Origin of the sequence: Myxococcus sp. SDU36 (assembly GCF_030168875.1) — a bacterium.
GTDB classification, from domain to species: domain Bacteria; phylum Myxococcota; class Myxococcia; order Myxococcales; family Myxococcaceae; genus Myxococcus; species Myxococcus vastator.
This window is the reverse complement of sequence record NZ_CP077414.1, coordinates 8,605,158-8,623,806: the sequence shown is the minus strand read 5'-3', so window position 1 is coordinate 8,623,806 and position 18,649 is coordinate 8,605,158. Positions and strand designations below refer to the sequence as shown.

At 69.2% G+C, this 18,649-nt stretch carries 14 protein-coding genes; 8 read left to right on the top strand and 6 right to left on the bottom strand.

From position 1 onward, the window contains the following. The first annotated feature begins 10 nt into the window (after positions 1–10). A complete protein-coding gene (locus KGD87_RS35210; RefSeq protein WP_284665292.1) occupies positions 11–1,261 on the top strand; it encodes a c-type cytochrome in 1,251 nt (416 codons plus the stop codon). A gap of 18 nt (positions 1,262–1,279) precedes the next feature. Here KGD87_RS35210 and KGD87_RS35205 read toward each other — a convergent pair whose 3' ends face one another. From KGD87_RS35205 to KGD87_RS35195, 3 genes are all read right to left on the bottom strand, one after another. Continuing rightward, on the bottom strand, positions 1,280–2,539 hold the full coding sequence (locus KGD87_RS35205) for a GAF domain-containing sensor histidine kinase (protein WP_284665291.1): 1,260 nt from the start codon (positions 2,537–2,539) through the stop codon (positions 1,280–1,282). Between the two features lie 123 nt (positions 2,540–2,662). Continuing rightward, positions 2,663–3,685 (bottom strand): deoxyhypusine synthase family protein, encoded by a 1,023-nt coding sequence (locus KGD87_RS35200; RefSeq protein WP_176411546.1) that lies wholly within the window; start codon positions 3,683–3,685, stop codon positions 2,663–2,665. A gap of 200 nt (positions 3,686–3,885) precedes the next feature. After that, positions 3,886–4,380, bottom strand: a complete 495-nt coding sequence (locus KGD87_RS35195) for a TetR/AcrR family transcriptional regulator (protein WP_284665290.1) — start codon at positions 4,378–4,380, stop codon at positions 3,886–3,888. 172 nt (positions 4,381–4,552) lie between these two features. Here KGD87_RS35195 and KGD87_RS35190 point away from each other — a divergent pair, with 172 nt between their 5' ends. From KGD87_RS35190 to KGD87_RS35175, 4 genes are all read left to right on the top strand, one after another. Further along, on the top strand, positions 4,553–6,448 hold the full coding sequence (locus tag KGD87_RS35190; protein WP_284665289.1) for an FAD-binding oxidoreductase: 1,896 nt from the start codon (positions 4,553–4,555) through the stop codon (positions 6,446–6,448). Next, complete coding sequence (locus tag KGD87_RS35185; protein WP_284665288.1) at positions 6,448–9,054, top strand: SDR family oxidoreductase; 2,607 nt, start codon at positions 6,448–6,450, stop codon at positions 9,052–9,054. Before KGD87_RS35190 ends, KGD87_RS35185 begins: the two co-directional genes overlap by 1 nt. After that, entirely contained in the window at positions 9,051–10,016 is a 966-nt protein-coding gene (locus KGD87_RS35180; protein ID WP_284665287.1) for an NAD-dependent epimerase/dehydratase family protein, read from the top strand. Before KGD87_RS35185 ends, KGD87_RS35180 begins: the two co-directional genes overlap by 4 nt. 116 nt (positions 10,017–10,132) lie before the next feature. After that, positions 10,133–10,894 (top strand): hypothetical protein, encoded by a 762-nt coding sequence (locus tag KGD87_RS35175; protein WP_284665286.1) that lies wholly within the window; start codon positions 10,133–10,135, stop codon positions 10,892–10,894. Positions 10,895–11,009: 115 nt separating this feature from the next. Here the strand turns inward: KGD87_RS35175 and KGD87_RS35170 are convergent, their stop codons facing one another. Both KGD87_RS35170 and KGD87_RS35165 read right to left on the bottom strand, forming a co-directional pair. Then, complete coding sequence (locus KGD87_RS35170) at positions 11,010–12,278, bottom strand: glycosyltransferase (protein WP_284665285.1); 1,269 nt, start codon at positions 12,276–12,278, stop codon at positions 11,010–11,012. Positions 12,279–12,350: 72 nt separating this feature from the next. Continuing rightward, a complete protein-coding gene (locus tag KGD87_RS35165; protein WP_284665284.1) occupies positions 12,351–13,727 on the bottom strand; it encodes a carotenoid oxygenase family protein in 1,377 nt (458 codons plus the stop codon). Between the two features lie 97 nt (positions 13,728–13,824). Between KGD87_RS35165 and KGD87_RS35160 the strand changes: the two genes are divergently transcribed. The 3 genes from KGD87_RS35160 (at position 13,825) to KGD87_RS35150 (ending at position 17,323) form a co-directional block, all read left to right on the top strand. Next, positions 13,825–14,478, top strand: coding sequence for a TetR/AcrR family transcriptional regulator (locus KGD87_RS35160; RefSeq protein ID WP_284665283.1), 654 nt, complete (start codon positions 13,825–13,827; stop codon positions 14,476–14,478). 379 nt (positions 14,479–14,857) lie between these two features. Beyond that, positions 14,858–16,936, top strand: coding sequence for a sodium-translocating pyrophosphatase (locus tag KGD87_RS35155; protein WP_284665282.1), 2,079 nt, complete (start codon positions 14,858–14,860; stop codon positions 16,934–16,936). 183 nt (positions 16,937–17,119) lie between these two features. Next, positions 17,120–17,323, top strand: a complete 204-nt coding sequence (locus tag KGD87_RS35150) for a hypothetical protein (RefSeq protein ID WP_284665281.1) — start codon at positions 17,120–17,122, stop codon at positions 17,321–17,323. A 77-nt stretch (positions 17,324–17,400) separates the two neighbouring features. On the opposite strand, the gene KGD87_RS35145 is transcribed toward KGD87_RS35150, so the two are convergent. Then, complete coding sequence (locus KGD87_RS35145) at positions 17,401–18,642, bottom strand: MFS transporter (RefSeq protein ID WP_284665280.1); 1,242 nt, start codon at positions 18,640–18,642, stop codon at positions 17,401–17,403. Positions 18,643–18,649 lie beyond the last annotated feature (7 nt).

Genomic DNA, 18,649 nt, shown 5'->3' with positions numbered 1-18,649 from the left:
GCCTCCCACCGTGGACCTGCGCTCCCTTCCGCTGAGCTACCTGGCTGGCGTCGCAATCCTGGTGGCCACGGCCGGAGGAGGCTTCGTGCTGGTCCGCGACGCCGACGTGCTGGCCCTGCGCCTTCCCACGAAGGTCCTGGCGCCCACGAAGCGAGCGCCCGAGACGCCACGAGACGCGGTGGAGCATTTCCAATGCAATCGGTGCCACGTGGTGCCTGGCATTGAACCGGCGTCGGCGCCGCTGAGCGAGAACTGCGTGACCTGCCACCAGGCCATCACCGCCGGGCGGCTGGACCCCTGGTACAAGGAGGCAGAAGTCCAGCGGTGGAAGGAACACCTCACGCACCTGATGAGGACCCCAGACCTCCGCTCGTTGGGCCAGCGAGTCAAGCGGAGCTGGCTCATCGCCTGGCTCCAGGCGCCGCACATGGTGAGGCCGCTCTACGGCGCCACCATGCCCCGAATGAAGATTGACCCGAAGGACGCCGAGCGCATCGCCGACTTCCTCGCGGTGACCGAGGAGGAGTCCGAAGAGCCCCCACGCGGTGACGCGGCGGCGGGCCGGGCGCTCTACGAAAAGAACGCGTGCGCGAGCTGTCACTACCTGGGTGACGCCCCGCTCGCGGCCCTGCGCTACGGAGCGCCGGAGTTCCGCGCCCCCTCGGCCCGGAGGCGAGCCCCGGACCTGCGGTATGTGCGCAGCCGCATGTCACTCGCGCAGCTGCGGCGCTGGCTGCGCGCGCCCCACAGCATCCTCCCCGACACGGAGATGCCCACCTTCCCGTTCACCCCGCGGGAGGTCGAGGACCTGGCGGCCTTCCTGCGCGAGCCCGCGGCGGAGGTGGCGGCCGGGCCAGGGCCCCCGTACAAGCCGCGCCTGCTCGAGCGCGAGGTGCGCTATCCAGAAGTCGCGCGAAAGCTCACGCGCCACCTCTGCTACCACTGTCACTCCGACAGCAGGAGGGGCGGAGACCAGGGCCCGGGCAACACCGGTGGCTTTGGTTATGACGGCGTCTCGCTCGACCTGGCCACGCGAGCAGGCATCCTCCGTGGCATCAAACGGGACGGCCGGTTTCGCGGGCTCCCGGACCGGATGGAGGATGGCACGCCCCGGCTGGTGGCCAGCCTGGTCGCCCGCCACGCGGAGCTGGACGGGCACGCCCATCCGTCCGTGACGGGCATGCCCCTGGGCTTCCCGCCCCTCCCGGATGAGGACATCGATTTGCTCTTCACGTGGATTGAACAAGGCGCGCCCGAATAGGTGCGTTACGCGCACGCCTCAGGCCGTGTGCCGCTGCTCCGAGGCCGCGTCCAGCGGAAGGGTGATGGTGAAGCAGGTCCCCTCCTCGGCGGAGCTCGTCACGGTGGCCTTGCCGCCATGCGCTTCGGCGATGCCCCTCACGAGGGGCAGTCCGAGCCCCCAGCCCTTCTCGGCGCTCTCCGTCGCGGACCTCGTGCGGTGAAACGGCTCGAAGATGGTCTGCAATTCGCCCGCGGCGATGGGGTCGCCCTGGTTGCGCACCTGGAGCACCACGTGGTGCTCGTTCCGGTCGAGCACGACTTCAACCGGAGTGCCCGGCGCGCCGTACTTCGCCGCGTTGGAGGCCAGGTTCTCCACGATGCGGCGCAGCGCGAGCGGATCCGCCTGCATCTTGAACACGCCCTCCGCCTTCAGGACGAAGCGCTCCGGATAGACGGCCGAGAGTTCGTCCAGGGCCTGGGCCGTGAGCGTGTGGAAGTCACACGCCCCCAGCTCCAGCGCCACCCGCTTTCCGGCCTTGATGCGGCTTGCGTCCAGCAGGTTCTGAATCATCCGCTCCGCGCGGTCCAGGCTCCCGCTCACCCGGGCCACGGAGGTCTGGACGCTCGGGAGGTCCGCATGGCGCCGCCCCAGCATTTGCACGCCCATCTTCGCCGCCGTCAGGGGCGTGCGGAGGTCATGGGTCAGCGCCGCGACGAACGTGTCCCGGAGGTTCTGCTCGACCTTCAGCTTCTGGATCTGATTGCGAAGGTTGATTTCCGTCATGATGGACGCCGTCAACTCCTGCATCACCGTGAGGTCCTGTGCGCTCCACTCGCGCACCTGGGGCTGGATGCAGCAGAAGGTCCCCAGCACGTGCCCCTCCGGGTTGATCAACGGAAGCACGATGAGGGCGACGATTCCCCAGGGCCCCGTCGACGGGTGGAACTTCAGGAACGGGTCGGCGGGCGCGTTCGAGGAGATGATGGGCTCTCCCTCGAGCGTGTAGCGGCACAGCGAAGCGTCAATCGGGAGCTGCCGGGTCTCTCGGAAGGGCGAGGGCAGCCCGAAGTCCGCCTTGAAGAACTGCCGGTCCGCGTCCACCAGGGACATGATGGTCAGGGGGACATCAAGGAGCTGCGCCGCCAGGCGAGCGAGCCGATCAAAGGCGTCTTCCTGGGGCGTGTCCATCAACCCGGTCTCCCGGATTGCGTGCAACCGGTTCGGGTCCGTGAGGCGGCGGTTGCACCGCTGCGTCCGCGCGAGCGAGGACGCGTCCAGTTCACCGAGAAATTTCATGAGGTGATTCTAGTGCGACACGCGGGCGGTGGAGCGCCCGAATCCGGGCCACGCTCGCTCGTCCGTTCACCGGCCTACTTGTAGCGCGGGGCGGTGTGCTCTCCGCCCCGCACACGGCGACGCCTAGCGCTGGTGCCTGGCGATGAGCGCGTTCGCCGCTTCCGGATTGCGCTTGCACTCGAGCAGGGCGCTGAGCATCAGCGGCGCGACAATGGTGGCATCCGACTCGATGACGAACATCGGCGTCGTCTCGGTCAGCTTGTCCCAGGTGATCTTCTCATTGGGCGTCGCGCCCGAGTACGAGCCGTAGGACGTCGTCGAGTCGCTGATCTGGCAGAAGTAGGCCCACGGCTTCACCGGCTTCTGCAGGTCGTACTTGATCGACGGAACGACGCAGATGGGGAAGTCACCGGCGATGCCGCCGCCAATCTGGAAGAAGCCGACACCCCGGCCCTCGGACAGCTCCTCGTAGCGGTCGTAGAAGTCGGCCATGTACTCAATGCCAGACTTGACGATGCTCGCGTTGCAGTCGCCCGTCTTCACGTAGGACGCGAAGATGTTGCCGAACGTCGAATCCTCATAGCCAGGGACGACGATGGGCAGACGGCGACGCGCGGCCTCCAGCAGCCAGCAGGCCTCCGGGTCACCCTCGTACACGGAGGGGTCGAGCGCCTGGATGAACTCGTAGAAGTACTCGTGCCAGAAGCGGCGCTCGCCCTTCTCGCTCGCGTTCTTCCACATCGGGACGACAATCTTCTCCACCGCGCGGAACGCCTCGTCCTCGGGGATGCTCGTGTCGGTGACCCGGCGCATCCGCTGCTCGAGGATTTTCGTGTCGTCCTGCTTGGTGAAGTAGCGGTACTCGGGGAAGTCCTTGTACGCCGTGTGCGCGACGAGCCGGAAGAGCGACTCCTCGAGGTTGGCGCCCGTCACCGACAGGCCATGAATCAGCCCCGCTCGGATGGCCGGAGCGAGCGTGATGCCGAGCTGCGCCGACGACATCGCGCCCGCGACGCTCCAGAACATCCGGCCACCATTCGACACGTGCTCCCAGTAGGACAGGAGCGCATCGCGCGTCGCGCGCGCGTTGAAGTTCTTGTAGTTCGAGAGGACGAACTCGAGGACGGGAAGTTCGGACGAGGACATGTAGGCCTCCAGCAACAACGTGGTGAAGGCTCGGGAGGCGCACGCCTGGCAAAGCCACCCGAGGACACCCTACGGTCGCAACGAGATGTCGCGGCCGCCATCGGAGCGTCAAGTGGCTCCGGGCTAGCTAACACAGGAGGACCGCGAGTCGCCACCGCGTTCCACGCCTCCCTGGTGGGCCCCCCACAGTGCCGCCTGCCTCAGATGCGCTGAACCACCCGCAGCGCGAAGCGCACGAAGCGTGCGTCCAGCGGCTCCTGGAGCATGAGGCGCTGCCACACCAGGCCGGAGAGCACGTTGACCACGAGCTCCCGGTCCGCGGGCCGGCGGTCGGCGAGGCACGCCCGGAGCTCGTCACCTCGGGGGCGCACCAACTGGGCGATGAGCCGCCGGTGGAGCTCCTCGTCGAACTGCGCCTCCGCCATCAGCGCCCGCAGCACGGGCGCCGCCTCCGCGGCCCCCCGGCAGAGCTCCACCAGCGTCGAGGACAGGGAGGGCTTGCGCCGGCTCAGGCGGGGCGCCTGGCTCACCCACTCGGAGAACGCGTCGAGCACCAGCGCCCCCTTCCCCGGCCACCAGCGGTAGAGGGTCTGCTTCCCGGCCCCCGCGCGCCTCGCCACGTCGGCGGTCGTCACCGCCGCATAGCCCTTCTCCAGCACCAGCTCCTGCGCCGCCGTGAGAATGGCCAGGCGCACGTTTTCGTCCCTGGGTCGTCCCGTCCGCATGACACGCCTTTACGAGACCTCGGGTCTCGGAAGCAATCCACTTACGAGACCACTGGTTCCGAAATCGCGTAACGCGGTGCGCACCTGCGTAACCCACGCGCGTTGACGGGGGAGAGGGCGCTGTGTACGAGTGCGCGCGACCATGGCTAGACAATCAGGTTTGCTGCGCCGTCTTGGGAATGTGGCGCTGAACGAGGTGAGCGAGCGCTTCGGCAGCCCGTCACCGACGCCTTCCTCCGGAGACACGCGCTTCACGCCGCCGACGCCCGCCGCGTCCAAGGACGAGGAGTCACTCGAAGGCTGGGGCTTCGCCGACACCCGCTTCGTGGTGCAGCCCGACGGGAGCACCGTCCTCACGGGCACCCGCTACAACATCAGCAATGTCGCGCTGCCGGACCTGATGCCGTGGTTCGCCGGCAAGCTGGCCTCGCCGCTGGGGTACGACAACCGCAACGAGCCGCACTACCCGCCCGAGATTCCCGCGGCGAAGAAGAACGACAAGCTGGTCGCGGCGCTGCGTGAGTTCCTGAAGGAAGAGCAGCTCACCGAAGACCCCAAGCAGCGCCTGCGCCGCGGCCACGGACACACCGGCGGTGAAATCTGGGCCATCCGCTACGGGAAGCTGGACCGGGTGCCCGACCTCGTCGCCTTTCCGCGCGGCCACGATGAGGTGGTGCGCCTGGTGGAGGTCGCCACCCAGCACGGCGCCTGCGTCATCCCCTTCGGCGGCGGGACCAACGTGACGGAGGCGCTGCGCATCCCGCTCTCCGAGGGGCGCCTGGTCATCGCCGTGGACATGCGGCAGATGAACCGGATTCTGTGGGTGGACCCCGTCAACCGCATGGCCTGCATCGAGGCGGGCGCCACGGGCCGCCACCTGATGGAGGAGCTCGCGAAGTTCGGCTTCACCATGGGCCACGAGCCGGACAGCCTGGAGTTCTCCACGCTCGGCGGGTGGATTGCCACGAACGCCAGCGGCATGAAGAAGAACCGCTACGGCAACATCGAGGACCTGGTGCTCGACATGCAGGTCGTCACGCCCCAGGGCATCGTGGAGCGCCCGCGCCAGGCCCCCCGGGAGAGCGTGGGCGTCAACCCGCGCCAGTACATGTTCGGCAGCGAGGGCAACTTCGGCATCGTCACCACGGCGGTGGTGAAGCTGTTCCCCCTCCCCGAAGTCCAGCGCTACGGCTCAATCATCTTCCCCGACCTCGAAACGGGCCTCTCGTTCCTCTACGCGCTCCAGCAGTCGGGCGCGGTGCCGGCCAGCGTGCGGGTGATGGACAACACCCAGTTCCACTTCGGCCAGGCGCTCAAGCCGGCCAAGCACGGGCTGGCCGCGAAGGTGAAGAGCGAAGTCGAAAAGGCCGTGGTGACGAAGCTCAAGGGCTTCGACCCGTACAAGCTCGCCGTGGCCACCCTCGTCTTCGAGGGCTCGCGCGAGGAGGTCGCCTTCCAGGAGAAGACGGTGTACCGCATCGCCTCCGAGCACGGTGGCATGAAGGGCGGCGGCGCCAACGGTGAGCGCGGCTACCAGCTGACCTTCGGCATCGCGTACATCCGGGACCTCACCTTCGAGCACTGGGCCATCGCCGAGAGCTTCGAGACGAGCGTGCCGTGGAGCCGTGCCATGGACCTCTACGAGCGCGTGCAGCGCCGCGTGGAGAAGGAGCACGCCGCGCTGGGCCTGCCGGGCAAGGTCTTCTTCACCGGCCGCTTCACGCAAGTCTATCAGACGGGCGTGGTCATCTATTTCTACCTGGGCTTCTACGCGCGCGGCGTCAGCGACCCGGTGGGCGCGTACGCGGCGCTCGAGCACGCGGCGCGCGAGGAGATTCTGGCCGCCGGCGGCTCGCTGTCGCACCACCACGGCGTCGGGAAGATTCGCCGCGGCTTCCTGCCCCAGGTGTTCTCGGAGGCCGCGCTGGCCCTCAACCGCAAGGTGAAGGCCGCCATCGACCCCGACAACGTCTTCGGCGCGTCGAACTGCGGAATCAACGGTCCGGTGGCGCTGACTCCGGACGAGGAGGCGCACTGATGTCCCGCCACGTCTTTCTCACGGGCGTCACCGGCTTCGTCGGCAAGGTGGTGCTGGAGGCGCTGCTCGCGCAGGGCGTCGAGCGCGTCACGGTGCTGGTGCGCGAGTCAAAGGACCGCCAGGGCCGCGTGCAGTCCGCGGCGGAGCGCTTCGCGAAGGTGGCACAGGCCGAGTGCTTCTCGCGCCTCCAGGCCGACTGGACGGAGCGCGTCGCGGTGGTGAGCGGCGACCTCGAGCAGCCCGCCTGCGGCCTGTCTCCCGCCGACGCCGACGCCGTGCGCCAGCACGTCACGCACGTCGTGCACTGCGCCGCCAGCGTGGAGTTCGACCTGCCGCTGGCGCAGGCGACCTCGGCCAATATCCGGAGCGCGCTGTCGGTGCTGGAGCTCGCGCGCACGTGCCCCCAACTGGTGGGCATGGTCGACGTGTCGACGGCCTACGTCAGCGTGTGGCGGCCCGGCCCCATCGAAGAGAAGCTGGCGCACCTGCCGAAGCCCGCCGCGGAGCTCTACGAGGCCTTCCAGGTGGCACAGGGCGACGGCCGCGAGTGGCTGGAGCTCACCGGCCACCCCAACACGTACACGCTCACCAAGAGCGTCGCCGAGCACCTCATCTGCGAGCGGCGCGGCCACGTGCCCGTCGTCATCGTGCGCCCCAGCATCGTCTCGGCGGCCCACCGCACGCCCTTCCCGGCCTGGCTCGACAGCCCGGCGGCGCTCGCGGGCTGCCTGCTGTACAGCGGCCTGGGCGTGGTGCGCGCGTTCAACGCCGACCCGTCGGTGCGCCTGGACGTGGTGCCGGTGGACGTGGTCGCCAGTGAAGTCGTGCGCTCGGTGTTCGGCCCCATGCCGAAGCCCGGCCAGGCCGTCCCCATCGTTCACGCCACCATGGGTGTGCAGCGGGCGCTGCGCATCGACATGGCCGCGGCGTCGACCATCGAGTGGTTCAAGCACCGCCCCGGCGTGGTGAAGCCGCCTGACATGTTCGTCGGCCGCAAGGACCACGGCTTCGACGCGGTCGACCTGATGCGCCGGGAGCTGCCAGTACAATTGCAGAAGGCGGCGCTCGCGCTGCTGGGCCAGGCCAAGGCCCACCGCCGGCTGGTGCGCGCCGACGAGAAGGTCCAGTACCTCAACGAGGGCTTCGCGTACTTCACGCACCACACCTTCGACTTCGTGCGCGGCACCCCGCTGGAGGTCCCCGACTTCGAGCCCGTCGAGTACGTGCGCGTGGTGAACGAGGGCATGTACCGCCACCTGCTCTCGCGCGATGAGAGCCAGGTGTCCTTCGCCGGACCGAAGCACGCCGACGCGCGCGGCGACCGGACCTGGGTCCAGGAGCGCGGCGTGGGCAACACCACCCACAAGGTGTTTGGCTATGCGCTGCGCAAGACGTTCCGCCACTGCACCAGCGACGTGACGTTCGACCGGCCTTCGTTCGAGCGCGCGATGGCGCAGGTGCCCCCCGGCACGCTGGTGGTGCTGGCCCCCACCCACCGCAGCTACTTCGACTTCCTGCTGACCAGCTACCTGTGCTTCCAGCACCCGGAGCTGGGCATCTCGATGCCACACATCGCCGCCGCGGAGGAGTTCGGCCGCATCCCCTTGGTGGGTCCGATTCTCAAGGACTCGCAGGCCTTCTTCATCAAGCGCGGCGTGGGCCGCGAGGTGCCGGAGCTGGGCGAGGAGCTGCGCCGGCTCACCGAGAAGAGCGCCTCGCTCATGTTCTTCGTCGAAGGTCAGCGCAGCCGCGCGCGGCTGATGCTGCCGCCCAAGCGCGGGCTGCTGCGCGCGCTGCAGAACACGAAGCGCCAGTTCGTCGTGTTGCCCGTCGCCATCTCCTATGACCGGCTGCCGGAGGAGGCGTCCCTATCGGAGGAGCTGTCCGGCAAGCCGCGCCCGAAGATGACGCTCACCGGCGTGCTGTCGTGGCTCGCGAAGCTGACACGTGGACAGGTGCAGCTGGGCCGTGTGCATCTGTCGTGTGGCGCGCCGCTGGCGCTCAACCCGGACACCGACGTCCGCGCGCTGAGCCATACGCTCATGGCCGAGCTGCAGCGCCACACCACGGTGAGCAGCTTCCACCTGCGCACGTTCCTCGCCGAGCACCCGATTCCGGGCGTGGACGAAGCGTGGCTGCGTGAGGCCATCGAGCGCCGCGGGGGGCGCGTGCTCGCCAGCGACCTGCCCGTCCCCAGCCCCCTGTCTCCGGCGCTGGCGCACTCGCTCCGCAACCAGTGGCAGCACTGGTTCGCCGGTGACGTGCTGGCCCGGCAGCCCGGCAACCCCGCGCTGGAGGACCACCTGTCGCGCTACCGTTGGTGCGCCACGCCGCTGGCCGAGCTGAGCGACGCGCGCGTCGACGCCGTGGTGAAGGCGCTCTTCGAGCCCGTCGTGCGCGACTACCAGGAGGCGACGAAGGTGCGCGCGCCCGACGAGCTGAAGGCCGTGGCGGTGACACACCGGCCGCACCTGGATGGCGTGGTGCAGGCGCTGGTGTCGCGCGACATCGTGAAGCCCGCGGGTGACGCCTTCGAGTGGGGTCCGAACGCGGCGGAGCTCGCGCGGTTCCATGAAGCATGCGCCTGGCGCGGGGTTCAGCCGTGAAGACACTCGTGACGGGAGCCAGCGGGTTCCTCGGACGCAACCTCCTGGAGGCGCTGGGCGACGACGCGGTGGCGCTGGTTCGCTCGCCGCTGCCGGGCCCGGTGGCCCAGGTGTCCGGCACGCCGTTGGAGCCTGACGCGTGGCTGCCGCACGCGCGGGGCGTGAAGGTGCTGATTCACTCCGCGGGAATGGTCCACCACAGCCGGCGGCACGCCGACGAGATGGTGCGCTTCAACATCGACAGCGCGCTGGCCATGGTGCGCGCCGCGAAGGCGCTCGACGCCCGGCTGGTGCTGGTGTCGACCTCCGGCACGGTGGGCTGCTTCTCCCATCCGACCATCGAGGCCGACGAGCATTCCCTCTACGCGGAAGGCCTCGTGGGCCGGTGGCCCTACTACCTGTCGAAGATTCGCGCCGAACAACAGTCGCGGAAGCTGGCGAAGCAGCTCGGCGTGGAGCTGACGGTGGTGCGGCCTCCGGTGCTCCTCGGCCCTGGGGACACCTTGGGCCGGTCGACGACCAACGTGGCCCGCGTGCTGAACGGCCGCCTCCCCTTCATTCCCACCGGTGGCATCGCCTTCACCGACGTGCGGGACGTGGCGCAGGCGCTCGCGGTGTTGGCGAAGAAGGCCGACTGGCGGGACACGTACCACCTGCCCGGCACCACCCTGCCCCTGCGCACCTTCTTCGAGCGCGTGGGCGAGGTCGCCGGCATCCGGGTGAACCGCCCCGGCGTGCCGACGCTCATCGTCGACGGACTCGCGAAGCTCGGCGCCCACGTGCCGCTCAAGAAGCTGCCGGACCCCGTGGTGCTGGAGATGTCGACGTGCCACTGGGGCTTCAAGACCATCTGGAGCCACGAGGAGCTCGACTACCGGCCGCGGAGCCACCGGCAGACGCTGAGCGACACGGTGGCGTGGCTGCGCGAGGCGCAGGCGCGACAGACGCCGCTGGCGGGATGAAGCCTGTCAATCAAGGGGCACGGCCGTCGTGCCCCAACAGGCCTTGTGTCGTTTCCGTATCGGAACACTTATTACCTTTCAAAACGGGCAAAACTGGCGTGCTATCTTCCGCCGCCATGCGCACTTCCCTCAGCTTCGCGTCTCTCCTCGTCGCTTCTTCCCTCACCGCGGGCTGTCTCGGTCCCGAGACAGACACTGACACGGAGGCGGTCCAGTCCATCGAGCAGCAGGCCACGGACCCCTTGTTCCGCGTCCACAACGTCGTCGAGGCCGTGCTCCCGGCCGCCAACTACGACGGTGTCGCTGGCAACGAGTGCATCGCGCTCGTGAACCCCGAGCACCGCCTCCGCAAGATCATCATCTTCGAGACGGCCGGTGCCAACGGCGCTTGCGCGCTCAATGCCTACAGCGCGGGCAGCGCCCTCAGCTTCACCTGGGGCGACACCTCCGTCTACCAGGGCCCGGCCGGCATCGCCTCCATCCGCGCCGCGCTCTCCGACAATGACGGCGCCGTGCACCGCCTCACCGGCACGCTCACCTCCGAGGCCACCACCCTGGCCCACCTGCAGTCGTTCCTCACGCAGAGCTACGCCCAGCAGGCCAGCCAGCTCGCCACGTTCACCGAGGAGCGCGTCCACTCCCGCTACGACTTCGAAGGCCAGGAGCAGGTCTACGCCGAGGCCGCCTACCAGGCCGTCCGCGTCACCCAGCCCTGTGAGAACCCCGGCTACCCGAGCCTCAACGCCCGCGTCCACAACGGCTTCGTCTATGGCTACACGGCCACCAACACGGGCAGCTGCCACAGCGGCTGGTTCACCAAGCGCCACGTCTACAACCGTAACTGGCAGCTCGTCGACTTCTACGAGTACTCGGAGTAGGTGAGACGGTCATGGATTGGCCTCTCGCGAAGCGGTCCAGCGAGAGGCCATCCAGGAGCCCGGTGGCCTGACCGCGCGGTTCGAGGCGGCGACGCCCGACTCCGCCGCGACCTTGTCATCTGCCGAGGGCCCGCTCGATGACGTCCACGCCCTCATCCAGTTCGCGCGAGCCTCGGCAGGCCTGGCGCATCCTCTCCACCGCGGAGAGGAGGTCGTCGCGCCCCAGCAAGGCATCCACCCGCTCGGTGATGACGCGGGCGTCCTTCGTGCGGAGGTCGCCTCGGAGCCCGAGCTTGTGGTGCACCAGCCGCGCCGTCAGCCCAGGCTGGTCCGCGCCATAGGGGAACAGGAGCATGGGGACGCCGAAATAGAGGGCCTCCCGCACGGAGCCGATGCCGCCGTGATTCAGGAACACCCGCGCCCGGGGGAGGACTTCCAGTTGGGGAACCGAGGCTTCCACCCGGATGGATGGAGGCACCACCAGGCCGCGGAGCTGCTCGGCCAGGGCGCCGCAGCTCACGATGAGCTGCCACCCCTCGCGCCGCCGGAAGGACTCCATGACAGCGGTGTAGAAGCGCAGCGCGGCCGGCTGGTCCTCTCCGAACGTCCCCAACGAGCAGTACGCCAGCGGTCTGGACGCGTCATAGCCGCTCCAATCGAAGGCGCCCTCGTTGCGTGAGGGCTCCACGCAGGTGCCCAGATAGTGCCGGCGGGGAAGCGTGCGCAGCGGTTCGAAGTCCAGGGCCCGGGGGCCAATCACCAGCTCCTCCACTTCCGGCCGGTAGCCGAAGTCGCCCCATCGCACGCGGCGGCCCGCGCGCCGCATCCGCCGGAGCGCGTGGTGGCCCGCCCAGAGGACTCCGTGGTCATACAGGCCCCGGAGCCAGGGGATTCTCGACTGGAGCGTCCACGTCACGAGGTTGCGAGCACGGCCGAGGTGGCCATTGGCAGCGGGAATGGCCAGCGCGTGAACGGACGGATAGTCCAGCGAGAACGGGGCCGCATACGTCGGGCTGAGGCTGAGGTACGGCAGCCCGCGCTCGTGCGCGCCCGCGGCCACATCCCACACCACCGGATCCACCAGCACCCCATCAAGCCCATCCGCGTCCACCCATGCGTCGAACGCCGCCGCGAGGTGCTCGTGGTAACGCGCGCGCAGGTGCAGGAAACGGATACCCGGGACGCGCGTCGCCCAGCTCGCGGTGACGCGGAGTGACTGGCTGTAGCGGCTGCACTCGAAGCCCTGCCGCGACACGTGCGCCTCGAAGGACTCCGGCACGAAGTAGCGGACGCGGTGCCCCCGGCGCACCAGCGCCCTCGCCAGCGCGAAGGTCGCGTTGAGGCCGCCGTATTCGGGCAGCATGTAGATTCCGACCGTGGACATCTGAACTCCCCCCAGGTGTATCGCACACCCGCCACGACCTCGAGGGAGCACGGCCAGACGCCGTGAGCCGGCTCAGCCCGCGGCCGCGAAGCTGCCGTGAAACGTCACGGGGATGGCCTGGTCGAAGTGAACGGTCGCCAGCGGACCGTCTTCGAGCTGCTCGCCGTCGAGCACCGCGACGTAGGAGTGATGGGCCTTCGAGTCGAACACGAGGTCGAGCACGAAGGTGGCGTCCTGTGACGCTTCGCGCGGCACGAGCACGGGCTCGCTCGGCACATGCCCGGCCGGGAGTACCCACTCGGCGCTCCTGCCACGGTCGAGGTCGATGCGCGTCACCCCCAGGATGCTCCGGCCCGCGACGTTCCGCTCGGTTTGCGCGAACACCGTGCCATGCCGCGCGCCGTGCAGTCGCGGATGCACCTGAGGAAAGTCGCAGGGCACATCGAAGAGCTTCGTCTCACGCGCCTTGCCGGACCGCAGGTCGAGTTGCACACGCGTCAGCAACGGGAGGGGCCCGGTCGATTCCATTTCTCCAATCTCCCCGAGCGAGAACTCGGGGTAGCGACAGAAGTCGACACAGGGACCGTCCACCTCCTCGTAGGCGTTCGAGAAATGCCAGAGCCAGAACGGGTCGAGCTCGAACGTCCGGGGGGAATGGATGGCATCGAGCGGGACGACGATGAGCCGCGCCCCGAGCTCAGGCCGCCACTCAAAGAGCTGGGTGACATCCCCCAGGCCGACCATGGCGCGCAGGAGCTTCAGCCGCACGGGCCCCACGAACAGGATGAGGTGCCGCTCCGTCGCCATGAAGTCATGCACCATGCTCTGCCAGGGCGCCTCCACGGTGCCGAGCTTCGACGGCTCCCCGTCGTCCGGCAGCGCGTACAGGTCGATGTTCATCTTCCGGCCATACCGCACCCCGAAGTTGAACGTCGTTCGCAGCGAGGCGACACGATGAGGATGCGCGGAGAAGGCCCCCGTCACCACGCCCAGTCCCGTGGCATCGAGCGTCTCCAGCGTCGTGGGGCTCATCTCCTGAAGCAGGCCGTTCTCCATCAGCGCGAAGAGCCGGTTCTTCCACAGGAACGTCGAGGTGTTGCCCGTGGTCTTCGCCACGTCCTTTCTCGCCGCCCGCATCCGGTCAAGCCACGACGCGGACGACGTGTAGAGAAACCGCCCCGCTTGCTCCTCCGCACGGAAGCCGGCGCTCTCGACGATGCGGCTCGCGCCCTGCGCGCCTCCGCCGTCGAAGCGCACCGCCGTCACGGCGCCATCCGCCTCGAACGCATGCGCGATTCGCGTGCCAAAGCGCTCGAAGAGGCCCGGTCCGGCGCGGAACAGCGTCCCTCGGAGGGACTCGGGGAGCCGGCCTTCGACCCGCAGCGGCTCGAAGCCATGGGGGCGGGAGAGGGACCGCAACAATGGGCTCACGGCATTCGCGCTGCGCATCCGCTGCTCCTGGAGTGACGGAATCTGCGTCGGGAGAAAGTAAGTGAATCTCACTTACTTTGCAACAGACACCACTCCATCTACCGTGGCTCCACGCATGGCCACGAAGACGCGAGCACGCCCGTACCACCACGGGGACCTCAAGCACGCCCTGCTGGAAGCCAGCATCGGACTCATTCGCGAGGAAGGCGTCGACGCGCTCACCGTCGCCGAAGTCGGACGCCGCGTGGGGGTGTCTTCCGCCGCGCCCTACAAGCACTTCGCGGACCGCCTGTCCCTGTTGCGCGCGCTCGCGACGGAGGGGAACCGACGGCTCAACCAGGCCCTCATCACCGCGACGGAAGGGTCAAAGGGCCCGCACGAGGCCTTCCGGCGCTCCGGGGTCGCCTACATCCGATGGGCGGCCGAAAACCCGGCCCTGTATCGCATTGCGACGGACCCGGCGTACATCGACTACGCGGGCCCGCATCCGGACGAGGAGGTCCCCGAGCTGCTCAAGGGCACCCTGGACACGTTCTGGTCGGAGCTGTCGGAGCGCGTCCGGTCCGGGAGCGCGCTCCCCACCTCGCATCCGCTGATGGAGCAACTGCGAGGTCGCGCGCTCGCACAGGGCGTGGCGAACATGTTCGTCAGCGGCGTCTTCGCCTCGCTCGGAATCGCCACCTCCGACGCGGAGCGGCTTGCCCGCGCCGTCATCGGTGAGGACGTCCCGGCCACGACACGCAAGGGCAAGACTTCGCGCACGCGCTGAGCACCGGAGGTGCTGAGCGCACGGTGCCCCCGGGAGAAGGCAGCGCCATGAGCGGCGCCCCGTGGCGGCGGGGCCTGGAATACGTACTGACCCGTAGCTTTCGGAGAATCGCGAGTGAGTCCGGGCACTTGGGGCCGCGGTGGCGCATCCACCCGCCCCGCCTGTCGCCCGGAGCCACGCCCCGCATGGGAGCCGGCCTGGCGCTGGCGGCCGTGACGCACCCACCCAGAACGTTGGTAGGACTCCCAACCTGCTGGGGCGCGCCTAGGAAACTCCCAGATTGCGCTGAAATCAACTATACGCGCTCCGTACAAATTTCGCGGCATACGAGCGACTCGGTCGGCGAGGTCAGGCCCCCGGGACGGCTCTGGAGGATTGGATGGAGTTGTCGAGTCTCGAGTCGAGTTTCTGGGCAATCGCACCGGGCGTGGTCGGCGCCGTGGGGCTGCTCTTCGCTGCGTTCTTCTACTTCCGCGTCAAGGCGCTCCCGGAGGGTGACGCGACGATGAACCGCATCGCGGGCTACATCCGCGAAGGCGCGATGGCGTTCCTCGTCCGCGAATACCAGGTGCTCGCCGCGTACTGCGCGGCCGTCGCGGTGCTCATCGGCCTGGCGCTGGGGCCGCTCGCCAGTGGGAGCTTCGTGCTGGGCGCGTTCCTCTCGCTGCTGGCCGGCTATATCGGCATGAAGGCGGCGACGTACGCGAACGTGCGCACCGCGCAGGCCGCGCGCACCGGCTCCAAGCCGAACGCGCTGCTGGTCGCGCTCGACGGTGGCGCGGTCATGGGCCTCGCCGTCGCCGGCCTGGGCCTCATCGGCATGGGCGGCATCTACTACGCCTTCCGGGGGCATGCGCAGCTCTCCCCCGTCCTCCACTCCTTCGCCGTGGGCGCAAGCTCCATCGCGCTCTTCGCCCGCGTGGGCGGCGGCATCTACACCAAGGCCGCTGACGTCGGCTCCGACATCGCCGGCAAGGTCATTGAGAACATCCCCGAGGACGACCCGCGCAACCCGGGCGTCATCGCCGACAACGTGGGCGACAACGTGGGTGACGTGGCCGGCATGGGCGCCGACATCTACGAGTCCATGGTGGCCGCGATTGTCGCCGCCATGGCCATCGCGCTGACCGCTAGCGCCGCGGACCTCTCCCGCCTCGTGGTGGACCCCTCCGCGACCGGGAGCGCGAAGGTGGCGGGCGTGGTGCTCCCGCTGGTGCTGTCCGCCGTGGGCCTGGTGGTCAGCCTGCTGAGCATCTTCATCGCGCGAGCCCTCAAGCACATGAACCCCGCGCAGGTGCTGCGCAGCGCCCTCATCCTGCCCCCGGTCATCCTGGTGGGTCTGTCCTTCGTGATGATGCAGGTGTTCGGCCTGTCCCAGGCCATCACGGTGGCGCTGGCCGCGGGCGCCTTCGGCGGCGCCATCATCGGCCTCGTCACGGACTACTACACGTCGTCCACGCCGGTGCAGCGCATCGCGGAGGCCTCCATCACGGGCGCCGGCACCAACCTCATCCGCGGCCTCGCCGTCGGCATGGAGAGCGTGGGCATCCCGATGGCCACCATCGCCCTGGTGGCCTACATCGCCGACCAGGCGCTCGGCCTGTACGGCATTGCGCTGTCGGCCGTGGGCATGCTGGGCGGCACCGCCGTGGTGATGACCGTGGACGCCTACGGCCCCATCTCCGACAACGCCGGCGGCATCTCCGAGATGTCCGGCCTGGGCCCCGAGGTCCGCGCCATCACCGACGAGCTGGACGCGGTGGGCAACACCACGGCGGCCATCGGCAAGGGCTTCGCCATCGGCTCGGCGACGCTCACCGTCATCGCGCTCTTCTCCGCCTTCAACCTCGAGGTCAACCACACGCGCGTCGCCGCCGGCCTGCCGGAGATGAGCCTGCAGCTGACCAACCCGAACGTCATCGTCGGCATGCTGCTGGGCTCCATCCTCCCGTTCCTGGTGGGCGCCTCCACGATGCTCGCCGTGGGCCGCGCGGCCGGCGCCATCGTCGAGGAGATTGGCCGTCAGTTCCGCGAGATTCCGGGGCTGATGGAGCTCAAGGCGGACCCGGACCCCAAGAAGATCGTCGACATCGCCACCAAGAGCGCCCTGCGCGAGATGATCTTCCCGGGCATGGTCGCCATCGTCGCCCCGCCCCTGGTGGGCTACCTGCTGGGCCCCGGTGCGCTGGCGGGGCTGCTGGCCGGCGCGCTCGTCGTCGGCGCCACGATGGCCCTCTACATGGCCAACGCGGGTGGCGCGTGGGACAACGCCAAGAAGTTCATCGAGAAGGGCAAGCTGCCGGGCCACGCGAAGGGCTCGGCCGTCCACAAGGCCGCCGTTGTCGGTGACATGGTCGGTGACCCGTTCAAGGACACCTCCGGTCCTGGCGTGGCCATCCTCATCAAGGTCATGAGCGTCGTGTCCCTGCTCGTGGCCTCGCTCATCGCGCTGCGGTAGTCGCACCGGCGCGGCGCCTCGGATGCCGAGGCGCCGCACCACACCTGGCAGCTCGCACCGCGCGGCCCCACGAGCCGCGCGGTGCTCTGGAGCGCCAGCGGCCTGTCATGCGCGTGTTCGCACCCGTGCCTTCGGCAGAGCAGGTGGCGCGGCTCCGTTGTTCTGCTGTCAGAGAGGTGACCCATGTTCCTGGAGCTCTCCCAGCAGCAGATCCACGTCCTCCACGCATGCCTGACTGAGAGCATCGCGGAGTTGCATGACGAGGTCCTTCACACCGACGCGCGCGACCTGCGCGCAGCACTGAAGCTCAGGCTCGACCAGCTGCAGGGTCTCCAGCGGCAGGTGGAAGCCTTGATGCAAGCCCAGGAACGGGCCTCCCCCTCCTGATGCGCAAGGCGTTGGGAGCGGTCCGTGAGGGCCAGGGGCGCTCGTGGCCAGTGAAGCGCCAGCGTGCTCCCCTGGCGTCAGTGGGCCACACGGGCCCGCGGCGCCAGACGGACCAGCAAGGCAGCCAGCGCCGAGGCCGTCGCCAGGACCGTCACCGCCATCCAGCCCCACCGTGCGAGCACGAGGCTGCCACTGGCCGCGCCGACGGACATGCCGATGAACATGCCGACGAACAGCACCGCGTTGAGCCGGCTGCGCGCCGCGGGGTCGATGCCGAAGACGAGGGTCTGATGCGCCACGAGCGACATCTGCACCCCGAGGTCGAAGCCCATCGCGCTGCCGCCAATCAGCCACAGCCGGGCATTCGGCTCGAGCCAGGGCGCCGCGAACATGGTGGCGAAGGAGACCGCCGTCAGCCCCGCCCCCAGCCGAGTGACGACCTCCGGCCCGAAGCGGTCGGCGACGCGGCCCGCCACCGGCGCGCCCAAGGCTCCGGCCGCCCCGGCCAGACCAAAGGCGCCCGCCGCCGCGCTGCCCAGGTGGAACGGTGCTCCATGCAGCATCACCGCGAGGGTGGACCAGAACGCGCTGAAGCCCACCGAGAGCAACCCCTGCGCCAGCGCCGCGCGCCGCAGGGCACCATGCTGGCGCCACAGCCGGGCGAGCGAGGCCAGCAAGGCGCCGTACGACAACGTGCTCGTCGGCTGGAAGCGAGGGAGCCCTCGCCAGGCCGCCACGCCAATCAAAGCCACGCTGGCAGCGGCGATGATGAACATGGCACGCCAGCCGAGCTGCTCGGCCACGACACCGGCGACGACCCGGGACAAGAGGATTCCAAGCAGCAGGCCCGTCATCACCGTACCCACCACCTTGCCCCGCTCTCGCTCCGGGGCCAGCGTCGCGGCGGCCGGGACGATGTCCTGCGCCACGGTCGCCGTCAGGCCGACGGCGAAGCTCATGACCAGCAGCAGGCTCATGTCCGGAGCCAGACCGCCGAGCAGCAGCGCCACGCTCAGCAAGGCGGCCTTGACCAGGATGATGCGGCGCCGGTCGAAGCGGTCCCCCAGGGGCGTCAGCAGCAGGATGCCCAGCGCGTATCCCAGTTGCGTGAGCGTGGGGAGGAAGCCCACCACGGCGTCGGCGGCTCCCGTGGAGGCCCCGATGACGCCCAGCATGGGCTGGCTGTAGTAGAGCGAGGCCACCGGCACGCCGGCGCTCGCCGCCAGCAGCAGACGCAAGCCACCTGACAGGGAGGCACCGTCCCCATGACGGGCGGCGGCGGCCCCGGCGCTTCCATGTACGGCACGAATGAAGGACATCTCGTTC

Bases quoted from the DNA above. Each gene is read 5' to 3' on its own strand.
- KGD87_RS35205 (WP_284665291.1), bottom strand. From the start codon at position 2,539: ATGAAATTTCTCGGTGAACTGGACGCGTCCTCGCTCGCGCGGACGCAG.
- KGD87_RS35200 (WP_176411546.1), bottom strand. From the start codon at position 3,685: ATGTCCTCGTCCGAACTTCCCGTCCTCGAGTTCGTCCTCTCGAACTAC.
- KGD87_RS35190 (WP_284665289.1), top strand. From the start codon at position 4,553: ATGGCTAGACAATCAGGTTTGCTGCGCCGTCTTGGGAATGTGGCGCTG.
- KGD87_RS35185 (WP_284665288.1), top strand. From the start codon at position 6,448: ATGTCCCGCCACGTCTTTCTCACGGGCGTCACCGGCTTCGTCGGCAAG.
- KGD87_RS35175 (WP_284665286.1), top strand. From the start codon at position 10,133: ATGCGCACTTCCCTCAGCTTCGCGTCTCTCCTCGTCGCTTCTTCCCTC.
- KGD87_RS35170 (WP_284665285.1), bottom strand. From the start codon at position 12,278: ATGTCCACGGTCGGAATCTACATGCTGCCCGAATACGGCGGCCTCAAC.
- KGD87_RS35165 (WP_284665284.1), bottom strand. From the start codon at position 13,727: ATGCGCAGCGCGAATGCCGTGAGCCCATTGTTGCGGTCCCTCTCCCGC.
- KGD87_RS35160 (WP_284665283.1), top strand. From the start codon at position 13,825: ATGGCCACGAAGACGCGAGCACGCCCGTACCACCACGGGGACCTCAAG.
- KGD87_RS35155 (WP_284665282.1), top strand. From the start codon at position 14,858: ATGGAGTTGTCGAGTCTCGAGTCGAGTTTCTGGGCAATCGCACCGGGC.
- KGD87_RS35150 (WP_284665281.1), top strand. From the start codon at position 17,120: ATGTTCCTGGAGCTCTCCCAGCAGCAGATCCACGTCCTCCACGCATGC.
- KGD87_RS35145 (WP_284665280.1), bottom strand. From the start codon at position 18,642: ATGTCCTTCATTCGTGCCGTACATGGAAGCGCCGGGGCCGCCGCCGCC.